The following is a 10,216-nucleotide window of genomic DNA, read 5'->3' as shown; positions in this document are numbered from 1 at the left end:
CCATGGCCCATCGCGGCTGGCGCGGCGTCCTGCCGCGCCACCCCCATAACAGCACCTGCGTTCGGCCTTCTGTGATGGGCTTTCGCGTCGTCTGAACAATCGCATTACAAAAGCAAAAGCAAAACTAATCTTGGACATATACACGTACTACCCCCCAATCAGGCCGGCCGGTCGGCCGCCTCGGGTGCAGTGCTTTTGATCTGCCCGCCCTCCGGGAGGCCGAGTGGAGGTTCTGTGGAGTGGGTCGACCGGCATGGATGCCGGGAGAGCCGTGTTGGGCCATGGATGGCCCGTCACGGCGTGCCCACGGAGCAGAGCCGGAGCGAGGGAACCTGAGCGCAGCGAAGGCCGTACGATGGGGCAAGGCCTTTTTGGGTACTTTTGTGGCTGTTTGACAAAAGTGCCTCGCTGTAAGAGCGAAACCAATATTTCAGTTATATAAAAATGCCGGATATGTACTCATTGAGCCAGTTAAAAACAGAAGCCCATACAAAAAGGTCATAGCGAGTTGCCCCTGGCATCGCGCTTGCACGATGACGGTCAAGACGGTATCTACAGGGGGGACTAATTACGCGTAGTAATCCACCGCACTGGAGCCCAGTACCACGCGCGGGGTTACGGGCACTTCGATCAGTTCTTCTTCGCCGCCACTCTCAACTCGATGCCCGCTGGAGCGGCTTTGTGCCTGCTGCTCCTGGCCTTGCTGGCCCTGCCAGTTGCGCGGCTGGTCCGAGACGTTGACGTCGACCTGGCCCATGCCCTGCTGAGCGAGCATTTCGCGCAGGCGGTGCATCTGGCTGTCCAATGCTTCGCGAACACCGGCATGGCCACTGACAAAGTTGACCTGCGCCGACTGGTCGGCAGCAATATTGACGCGGATATCCAGACGCCCCAGCTCAGCCGGTTCGAGCTGGATATCGGCAGACTTGAGGTTGGCACTGGACAGGTACATCACGCGATTGACCACTTCTTCCGACCAGCCGCTCTGGTGCATGGCCAATGGCTGGTTGACCGGTAGGGCATTCACGGTTTTGGGTACGGATGCCTGGGTCAGCGCCGCCAGGCGATTGGCGAAGTCATCCACTCGGGTATCACTGGATGCGCTTTTCAGGTCTTTGAGGCCATCATCGACCAGACCTTTAAAGGCTTTCTCGCCGCCTTCACCGGTGGATGCTTCGTCAGCCTTGCCATCAACCAGCATGGCAATACCGCTGGCCTGCCCCTGTGCCGCAGGCTGGGTTTCAGTGGGTGCGTTTTTGACCGGGGTCTGGCTGCTGGCGGATACATGCCCGCCCTGCTCCATCGCCAGGCGCACAGCCGGCATATCATCGAGAGGGTCGGCTTCAGGATCAAAGCCATCGTCTGCCACAGGCTGCGGCGGCACTTGCACAGCCAGCTGCGCCACTTGCACTTCAGGAGCATCCGGCACAGCCTCAGGGGCGGCATCAACTACCGGCGTCGGTGGCGGAGCTACGGGCTGCACAAGCAGCGGATCGGCAGCTGCCACGTCATCACCCGCTTTGCTGGCACCGTCATCCTGATCAGTGCTCACTGCGTCCCTGGCCTTGCCGCCAGGCAAGGGGTTGCCGCTATCGGCAACCGCTGGTACCGGGTCGGATGCCTTGGCATAGACCTTGGCAAACGGCTGCTCATCAGTGCGCGCAGGCTGCGCAGGGTTGCCCGCCGCAGCTTTGGGGGCTACGGCGGCAGGTGTCTGGAGCAGGGATTGGGCGGCAACGGGCATTAACGGGTCTCCGCTGTACGGCTGGCTTGGGTACAGGTCAGAGAGTCAGAGCAAGGTTCGGGCCAGCTTTGGCAAAATCAGCCGGAGGCAAATCGGGATGGCTCGGCACGCTGGCGCTCGGCACGATAAAGCCGCCGGACCATCTGGTATTCATCGTCGATCTTGATCACCAGCTCCCGGATTTCCGCCAGTTGCTTCTTTTGCGCACGCTCTTCGAGCTGGCCGCACAAATGCGCCAATCGAATGGCACCCATATTGCTGCTGCTGCCCTTGAAGCTGTGGGCCACCAGGGTCAGGTCGCCTGCTTCGCGGGTATTGTGCAATTGGCCGATACGCTCCTCGGAGTCCGAGAGAAAGGTGTCCAGAAGGTCGGCAAACCCTCCTTCCATCACGTCTCGCAAGGCATCGACCACTTTCGGATCCATATGAATGTCAGACACTTGTTCACTCCTTGATCAAGAATGGGCGGATTATGCCAGAGGCCCCCATGAAAACTCTACGGTCGCACTACGACCATCAGCGCCCCACCTCGCTGCAGGGCACAGTTGCCGTACCAGACTCACCCCGCGCCCCGACAAACGGTCTAAATCCAGTGGTCTGGCCATCACTCTGGCAACATCAAAGCCCTCACCACTGTCTTCGACCTGAATGATCAGTCGACCACCCTCGCCGACTTGCTCGACCTGCAACGACACCCGCACAAAACCGTTCTGCAGGGCAGCCAGACGCTCCCTGCGCTGCTGGTAATAACGGGCATAGCCCTCATTGCCGCGCTTGAGCCGCGAATCAAGGCCCAGCACACCATGTTCCAGCGCATTGCTGTACAGCTCGCCAAGCACCGCATGGATCACCGGCCCCTGGGTGCGCAACCCGTGGACCTCCATCAGCAATTGCAGTAAATAAGGCAGCGGATTGAATTGTTTGAGGGTGGCGGCCCGAAACTCGAAGCTGGACGACCAGTCCAGCGGGCTGCACAGCCCGCTGTCGGAGTAGACAGTGGCGGGCACACCCAACAGTTGAGGCATCTGCGAGGTGATCTGGACCATGCTCACATCGTCCCGGGCACGCCCCTGAAAATCGTGCAGGGCTTGCTCGACTTCGGCAATCAGTTGCAGCGGATGGCGATTGGCATCCAGTACCCGCTCCAGACGCTCGACACCGAACAGTTGCTGATCCGGGCCACAGGTATCGATGACCCCGTCACTCAGCAGGAACACCTGATCGCCAGGCAACATCGGCAAAATCTGAGTGCCATGATCAAACACTTCAGCGCGCAACACCCCCAGCGGCAAGTGCAGCGAGGTCAATGCCGTGCGCTGTGCGCCAGATTGCAGATAGCCATCAGGCATGCCGCCATTCCACACCTCGATACAGCGGCGCTGCGCGCTCACGCACAACAGCGCGGCGCAGCAGAACATGTCCACCGGCAGGATGCGTTTGAGCTTGGCATTCATCTCCCGCAGCATTTCCGCCAGCCCGTAGCCCTTAGCCGTCATGCTGTAGAACACTTCCGCCAGGGGCATTGCGCCAATGGCTGCGGGCAGGCCATGGCCGGTAAAGTCGGCGAGCAGCAGATGGGTATCGCCTGACGGGGTATAGGCTGCCAGCAGCAAATCGCCGTTAAACAAGGCATAGGGCGATTGCAGATAGCGGATATTGGGCGAATCCAGGCAGCCCGAATGCGCCACCCGGTCAAATACGGCCTTGGCCACCCGCTGCTCGTTGAGCAGGTAGTTGTTGTGTTCGGCGATCAGGTCACGCTGCTGCAGGACCGTTTGTTGCAGACGCCACAGGCGCTCCATTGGGTTATTCAATTGATATCGAACAGCTTGTCGAAGTTGGAAATACCGAGAATCTTGCGCACGTCGGGGCTGCTGTTGACCACGCGGATATCGGACTCGTCGCCGCCGGCATGCTCGCGCAGCAACAACAACATGCCCAAGGCCGAACTGTCGAGGTAGGTAGCGTCTTTTAAATCCACGATCACACAGGCTGGCGCAGGGGTGAGTTCTTCGTAGGCGTCACGAAATTCCTGATGTTTGGCAAAGTCGAAACGACCCTTGATTGCGATGGTCAGTTTGCTGCCATCTGGCGAGACTTCAGATGTCACGGCCATGGAATTGCTCCTTGGATTGTCACAGCAACTATAGACGGTCTTGTGGGCACCATCTTGCAGGGCCTGCACCCTCCTACAAAGAACTCGCAGTGATTCACTGGCAAGCGCGGCGACATTAACCCTGTGGGAGCGAGCCTGCTCGCGATAGCATCACTGCGATTTACCTGCCAGACCGCGCCGCTTGCATCGCAGGCAAGCCTGCTCCCACAGGTTTTGTGTCGCACTTCAGCATGCAGGGTCAAGTGTGGGAGCGAGCTTGCTCGCGATAGCATCACTGCGATTAACCTGCCAGACCGCGTCGCTTGCATCGCAGGCAAGCCTGCTCCCACAGGTTTTGTGTCGCACTTCAGCATGCAGGGTCAAATGTGGGAGCGAGCCTGCTCGCGATAGCAGCACTGCGATTAACCTGCCAGACCGCATCGCTTGCATCGCAGGCAAGCCTGCTTCCCACAGGTTTTGGGGCGCACTTCAGCATGCAGGGTCAAATGTGGGAGCGGGCTTGCTCGCGATAGCATCACTGCGATTTACCTGGCAGATCGCGCCGCTTGCATCGCAGGCAAGCCTGCTCCCACAGGTTTTGTGTCGCACTTCAGCATGCAGGGTCAAGTGTGGGAGCGAGCTTGCTCGCGATAGCATCACTGCGATTTACCTGCCAGACCGCGCCGCTTGCATCGCAGGCAAGCCTGCTCCCACAGGTTTTGGGGCGCACTTCAGCATGCAGGGTCAAATGTGGGAGCGAGCCTGCTCGCGATAACATCACTGCGGTTTACCTGGCAGACCGCATCGCTTGCATCGCAGGCAAGCCTGCTTCCCACAGGTTTTGGGGCGCACTTCAGCATGCAGGGTCAAATGTGGGAGCGAGCCTGCTCGCGATAGCATCACTGCGATTTACCTGGCAGATCGCGCCGCTTGCATCGCAGGCAAGCCTGCTCCCACAGGTTTTGTGTCGCATGCATCGCGAGCAAGCCCGCTCCCACAGTCAATAAACTTCTTTACGCGGCAAGCGCTGGGACAGTTCGTCCATCAGCTTTTGCTCGCGCTTGTCTTCCATCTGGCGGGCTTCGTCGGCGTAGCGTTGCACCAGTTTGCGCAACCCTTCGACCCGGGCATAGGCCTCTTGCCAGGTTTCGCGGGCCTTGTTGAGATTGTTCTGGTGCCACACCAGGCTCTGACGCTGCTGGCCAACCGCAGTTTCGAGCTGACCGAGAAAGTATTGATAGTTACGCAGCCATTGGCCGGTCACGCCCTGGCTGCCGCGATCGACCCATTGCGCCTGATACTCGCCACGGAAATTTTCCAGATCACCGAGCTTGCTGTTGGCCAGGTTGACCTGCCCCTGAAAGTGCCCCAGACGCTGGGCCGCAGCCTTCTCAGTCTTTTCGGCCATATCCACGACTGGCGCCAGGCGCGTCGCTCTTGAATCTGCGGCCATGGTCGATTAACCCCCCGCTGCCGGAGCAAAGATACTGCCCAGATGCCCGCCACTTTCAGCCAGGCTAATATTGTCGTTCAGCCCCTGGCGCAGGTACGCCACCATTGCCGGTTGCAGGGCAATGGCGGTGTCGGTTTCGCGGTCACCGCCAGGCACATAGGCGCCCACGCTGATCAGGTCACGGGCTTGCTGGAAGCGCGACCACAGCTGCTTGAACTGCTGGGCACGGCGCATATGCTCTTCGGTCACCACCGAGGGCATGACCCGGCTGATGGACGCTTCAATATCGATGGCCGGGTAATGCCCTTCTTCGGCCAGGCGCCGGGACAACACAATATGGCCATCGAGCACGCCCCGCGCCGAGTCGGCAATCGGATCTTGCTGGTCATCGCCTTCGGACAACACGGTATAGAACGCAGTAATCGAACCACCACCAGCCTCGGCATTGCCCGCCCGCTCCACCAGCTTGGGCAGCTTGGCGAACACCGAAGGCGGATAACCCTTGGTCGCGGGCGGCTCGCCAATGGCCAGGGCAATTTCCCGCTGGGCCTGGGCAAAGCGGGTCAGGGAGTCCATCAGCAACAGGACATTCTTGCCCTTGTCGCGAAAGTATTCGGCAATCCGCGTGCAATACATGGCCGCGCGCAACCGCATAAGTGGCGCATCATCGGCAGGGGATGCCACCACCACCGAGCGTTTGATGCCTTCGGCACCGAGAATATGCTCGATAAATTCCTTGACCTCACGACCCCGCTCACCGATCAGCCCCACCACAATAATGTCGGCCTCGGTAAACCGGGTCATCATCCCCAGCAGCACACTCTTGCCCACGCCGGTACCGGCAAACAGACCCAGGCGCTGACCGCGGCCGACCGTCAACAAACCGTTGATGCTGCGAATGCCCACGTCCAGCGGCACGCTGATGGGGTCGCGCTTGAGCGGGTTGATCGTGGGGCCATCCATCGGCACCCAGTCTTCGGCCTTCATCGGGCCTTTGCCGTCCAGCGCACGACCGGCGCCATCGAGCACGCGACCGAGCATGCTCATGCCCATGGGCAAGCGGCCATTATCGGCCAGGGGCACCACCCGGGCGCCAGGAGCGATACCGGCGACACTGCCCACGGGCATCAGGAAAATTTTGCCGCCAGAAAAACCCATGACCTCGGCTTCGACTTCCACCGGGTGAAAGCTGTCGTCGTTGATCACCATGCAGCGGCTGCCCATGGCGGCGCGCAAGCCTTCGGCTTCAAGGGTAAGGCCGACCATGCGCAGCAAACGGCCCTCGACCACCGGTTGCACAGGTAATGACACGGCCGGGGCATAGGTGCTCAGGCGCTTGGCAAAACTGGTGCGTTTAAGGTGCATCGAGGTCGATGTCGATATCAGGCGCCGCCGGGTGCAGGGCCTGTTCGTGGAGCTGGTCGAGCAGCTGGCTCATGGCCTGCTTGATCCGGGTTTCGATGCTGGCATCGATGCGACTGTGTTCGGTTTCAATCCGGCAGCCGCCCGGTTGCAGGCTGTCGTCTTCGACAATCCGCCAGTTTTCATCATGGCGCTCACGCAGGGCCTTGATCTGGTCGAAATCCTGCGGATTGATAAACAGGCGGATATTTTCGGCGCCCATGGGCAGCAGCTTCAAACCCTCGCGCAGTACTTGCTCGATCTGCGTCGAGTCGGTTTTTAGTTCACGCTGGATCACTTGCCGGGTCATATGTTCGACCAGCCCGACCATGGCTTTCTCCAACTGCTGGTCCTGCTCGGCAAGCGGTGCCAGCAAGCTGTGCATCAAGCGTTCAAGGCTGGCAACCTTGGCGTTCAAGGCCACTTCGGCTTCCTGGCGAACCTTGAGCTGAGTGCTGTGAAAGCCTTCTTTTTCACCCGTAGCGAAACCTTCGTTGTAAGCCTCCTGACGAATGCTTTCCAACTCTTCGAGGGTCAGCGGCTGGACTTCTTCCAGCGGCACTTCTTCCATCTCGGGCAGTTCTTCAACCGGCTCGGGTTCGGGCTCTTCGGGTTCGCGCCAAGGGTCAAAGCTGGGCAGGCCCCATACATCGAAAGCACCGACATCCTTGGCGCGGATCACATCACCGGGGGTTTCGCCGCTGCTCACTTAGATCATCTCTTCGCCGCCCTTCCCGCCGAGAACAATTTCTCCGGCTTCGGCCATACGGCGGGCGATGGTGAGGATTTCCTTCTGTGCGGTTTCGACATCGCTGACGCGCACCGGGCCTTTGGCTTCCAGGTCATCACGTAACAGCTCGGCGGCACGCTTGGACATGTTCTTGAAGATCTTTTCCTGCACGTTCTCGTCGGAGCCCTTGAGTGCCAGCACCAGCACGTCTGAAGACACTTCGCGCAACAACGCCTGGATACCGCGGTCGTCGACATCGGCGAGGTTATTGAAGACAAACATCAGGTCTTCGATCTGACCGGACAGGTCCTCGTCGATATCGCGGATCGAGTCCATCAACTGCGACTCCATCGAACTATCGAGGAAGTTCATGATATCCGCTGCCCGCTTGACGCCGCCCAGGGAGGTGCGCGCCGCGTTGGAGTTGCCGGAGAACTGCTTTTCAAGGATCTGGTTCAGTTCCTTCAGCGCCGCTGGTTGCACGGTGTTGAGCGACGAAACCCGCAGGATGATGTCCAGACGGGCCTTTTGATCAAAGTGGCCAAGCACTTCACCGGCCTGATCCGGGTCCAGATAAGCCACCACAATGGCCTGGATTTGCGGGTGCTCGAAGCGGATCACATCGGCCACGGCGCGCGGCTCCATCCACTTCAGACTGTCGAGGCCGCTGGTGTTGCCGCCCAGCAGGATACGATCGATCAGGCCGTTGGCCTTGTCTTCGCCCAGGGCCGAGGTCAGCATCTTGCGAATGTAGCTGTCCGAGCCCACGCCCAGGCTGGTCTGGTCGCCGACAATCTCGACAAACTCGCTCATCACCTGCTCGACCTGCTCGCGGTGCACGTTGCGCATTTGCGCCATCGCCACCCCGACCCGCTGCACCTCTTTGGGCCCCATATGGCGCAGCACCTGCGCAGCATCGGACTCGCCCAGAGACAGCAGTAAAATGGCGGCCTTGTCGACACGGGTCAACTTGGCATTGGCAGCGGCGCGGTTATCACTCATCGGCATTGATCCACTCTTTTACTACCTGGGCCACACGGCCCGGATCTTCTGCGACCAGACTCTTGATGGCATTTAACTGTGCGTCATAGCCTTCGCTCGGGCTAGGCAGCATGATGCTTTGCGGGCCGCTCAGGCTGACCCGGTCGTTGGCCAGTTCGCCATCCAGCCCGCCCATGCCGCCCAGCTCGGCATCGCTGCCAATCCCGGCCACTTGCTTGTTGCGGCCGTGGCCGGTGATATTGTTGAGCACCGGGCGCAACACACCGAACACCAGCACCAGGATAAACAGCACGCCCAGCACTTGCTTGACCACATCCCAGAACCAGGGCTGTGAATAGAACGGGATATCGGCGATCACTTCCGCGCGTTCGGTGGAGAACGGTACGTTGATCACACTGACGCTGTCGCCACGGCTGGCATCGAAGCCCACAGCGTCCTGCACCAGACGGGTAAAGCGCGCCAGTTGATCGGTGGTCCACGGCACCTGGGTGATTTCACCGTTGGCCGGGTTGACGTTGATCTTGTCGTCGATCACCACTGCCACCGACAGGCGATTGACCCTGCCCTGCTGCTGCTTGGTGTGGCTGATGGAGCGGTCCAGCTCGAAGTTGCGGGTGGATTGCGAACGCTTGTCTGCGGGGTACGGGGCCAGCATCGGCTGACCGGTGCCCGGGTCCATGATCTGCTGGCCGTTGGCATCAAGCAACGGCTGCCCCGGCTGAATCATGCCCGCTGGCGCGCCGCCCTGACCGGCTTGCTGCGGGGCCGTGGCCGGGCTCGGTGGCTGATTGCTCAGGGCGCCGGGCACACCTTGCGGGCCATTGCTGGCAGTGCGCTGCTCGCTGGTCGATTGCTCACTGCGCAGGGCTGGCTGGTCGGGGTTGAACTGCTCGGAGGTGGATTCGACTGCGCTGAAATCCACATCCGCCGACACTTCGGCCTTGTAGCGGTCATTGCCCAGCACCGGTTGCAGGATATTGTGTACTCGCTGGGTCAGCATGCCTTCCATGCGCCGGCTGTAGTCGAACTGTTTGCCAGCCATGGTCAGCGCGGAATTTTCACCCTGATCAGACAGCAAGTTGCCTTTTTGGTCGACCACAGTGATCTGGGATTTGCTCAGCTCCGGCACGCTGGTGGCGACCAGATTGACAATCGCCAGCACCTGGCCCGGCTCCAGCGAGCGCCCGGCGTAGAGTTCAACCAGCACCGAAGCGCTGGGCTTGCGCTCGTCGCGCACAAAAACCGAGCTTTTCGGGATCGCCAGGTGAACCCGGGCGCCCTTGACGTTATTGAGACTGGAAATGGTGCGTGCCAGTTCGCCTTCCAGACCACGGCGATAGCGCGTGGCTTCCATAAACTGGCTGGTGCCCAGGCCCTGGTCCTTGTCGAGAATCTCGAAACCGATATTGCCGTCAGTAGGGGTGACGCCAGCCGCTGCCAGCTTGAGGCGGGCACGGGAAATGTCATCGGCCTTGACCAGCAAGGCGCCGGAGTTGGGCTCGACGGTATAGGCAATGTCGGCAGCGGCCAGGGTTTCCATGACCTGCTTGGCATCCATACCGGCCAGGCTGCCGTACAGCGGCCGGTAATCGGGTTGCTGCGACCACAACACCACGGCAAAGCCGATCGCCACGCTCGCGGCCAGGCCGACCATCAGGCCGACCTGACGCAGCATGGTCATGTCGCCCAGATTGTCTAAAAAGGACAGGCCAAACAGCGGCGGCTTGCCGCCAGCTGCGCCTGCTTTGGCCGGAACGGTATCCGGAAGTGCATCTGCCATGACTTTATATC

At 60.4% G+C, this 10,216-nt stretch carries 9 protein-coding genes; all 9 read right to left on the bottom strand.

Going from position 1 to position 10,216, the window contains the following annotated elements; all coding sequences use genetic code 11:
• Nucleotides 1-568: 568 nt before the first annotated feature.
• Nucleotides 569-1,744: a flagellar hook-length control protein FliK gene (locus ACZRMH_RS12895; RefSeq protein ID WP_464013723.1), complete on the bottom strand. Its 1,176-nt coding sequence runs from the start codon at nt 1,742-1,744 to the stop codon at nt 569-571.
• A gap of 77 nt (nt 1,745-1,821) precedes the next feature.
• Complete coding sequence (locus ACZRMH_RS12890) at nt 1,822-2,184, bottom strand: Hpt domain-containing protein (protein WP_464013722.1); 363 nt, start codon at nt 2,182-2,184, stop codon at nt 1,822-1,824.
• 30 nt (nt 2,185-2,214) lie between these two features.
• Complete coding sequence (locus ACZRMH_RS12885) at nt 2,215-3,546, bottom strand: ATP-binding SpoIIE family protein phosphatase (protein WP_464013721.1); 1,332 nt, start codon at nt 3,544-3,546, stop codon at nt 2,215-2,217.
• Between the two features lie 8 nt (nt 3,547-3,554).
• Nucleotides 3,555-3,860: an STAS domain-containing protein gene (locus tag ACZRMH_RS12880; RefSeq protein ID WP_464013720.1), complete on the bottom strand. Its 306-nt coding sequence runs from the start codon at nt 3,858-3,860 to the stop codon at nt 3,555-3,557.
• A 979-nt stretch (nt 3,861-4,839) separates the two neighbouring features.
• Entirely contained in the window at nt 4,840-5,292 is a 453-nt protein-coding gene (fliJ, locus tag ACZRMH_RS12875) for a flagellar export protein FliJ (protein ID WP_464013719.1), read from the bottom strand.
• 6 nt (nt 5,293-5,298) lie between these two features.
• Nucleotides 5,299-6,657, bottom strand: a complete 1,359-nt coding sequence (gene fliI / locus ACZRMH_RS12870) for a flagellar protein export ATPase FliI (RefSeq protein ID WP_464013718.1) — start codon at nt 6,655-6,657, stop codon at nt 5,299-5,301.
• Nucleotides 6,647-7,402: a flagellar assembly protein FliH gene (gene fliH, locus ACZRMH_RS12865; RefSeq protein ID WP_464013717.1), complete on the bottom strand. Its 756-nt coding sequence runs from the start codon at nt 7,400-7,402 to the stop codon at nt 6,647-6,649. Before fliH ends, fliI begins: the two co-directional genes overlap by 11 nt.
• Nucleotides 7,403-8,425, bottom strand: a complete 1,023-nt coding sequence (fliG, locus tag ACZRMH_RS12860) for a flagellar motor switch protein FliG (RefSeq protein ID WP_464013716.1) — start codon at nt 8,423-8,425, stop codon at nt 7,403-7,405.
• Nucleotides 8,418-10,205 carry a flagellar basal-body MS-ring/collar protein FliF gene (gene fliF / locus ACZRMH_RS12855; protein WP_464013715.1) on the bottom strand — a complete coding sequence of 596 codons (1,788 nt, stop codon included), beginning with the start codon at nt 10,203-10,205 and terminating at the stop codon, nt 8,418-8,420. The genes fliG and fliF overlap by 8 nt, the downstream gene beginning before the upstream one ends.
• Nucleotides 10,206-10,216 lie beyond the last annotated feature (11 nt).

Source organism: Pseudomonas sp. B414 (genome assembly GCF_055408445.1).
Note: the sequence above shows the minus strand (reverse complement) of the source record. Positions and strands in the feature narration are given on the sequence as shown.

Coding starts and splice junctions, on each gene's coding strand:
- fliJ (WP_464013719.1), bottom strand. CDS start 5,292: ATGGCCGCAGATTCAAGAGCGACGCGCCTGGCGCCAGTCGTGGATATG.
- fliG (WP_464013716.1), bottom strand. CDS start 8,425: ATGAGTGATAACCGCGCCGCTGCCAATGCCAAGTTGACCCGTGTCGAC.
- ACZRMH_RS12885 (WP_464013721.1), bottom strand. CDS start 3,546: ATGGAGCGCCTGTGGCGTCTGCAACAAACGGTCCTGCAGCAGCGTGAC.
- fliI (WP_464013718.1), bottom strand. CDS start 6,657: ATGCACCTTAAACGCACCAGTTTTGCCAAGCGCCTGAGCACCTATGCC.
- ACZRMH_RS12895 (WP_464013723.1), bottom strand. CDS start 1,744: ATGCCCGTTGCCGCCCAATCCCTGCTCCAGACACCTGCCGCCGTAGCC.
- fliF (WP_464013715.1), bottom strand. CDS start 10,205: ATGGCAGATGCACTTCCGGATACCGTTCCGGCCAAAGCAGGCGCAGCT.
- ACZRMH_RS12880 (WP_464013720.1), bottom strand. CDS start 3,860: ATGGCCGTGACATCTGAAGTCTCGCCAGATGGCAGCAAACTGACCATC.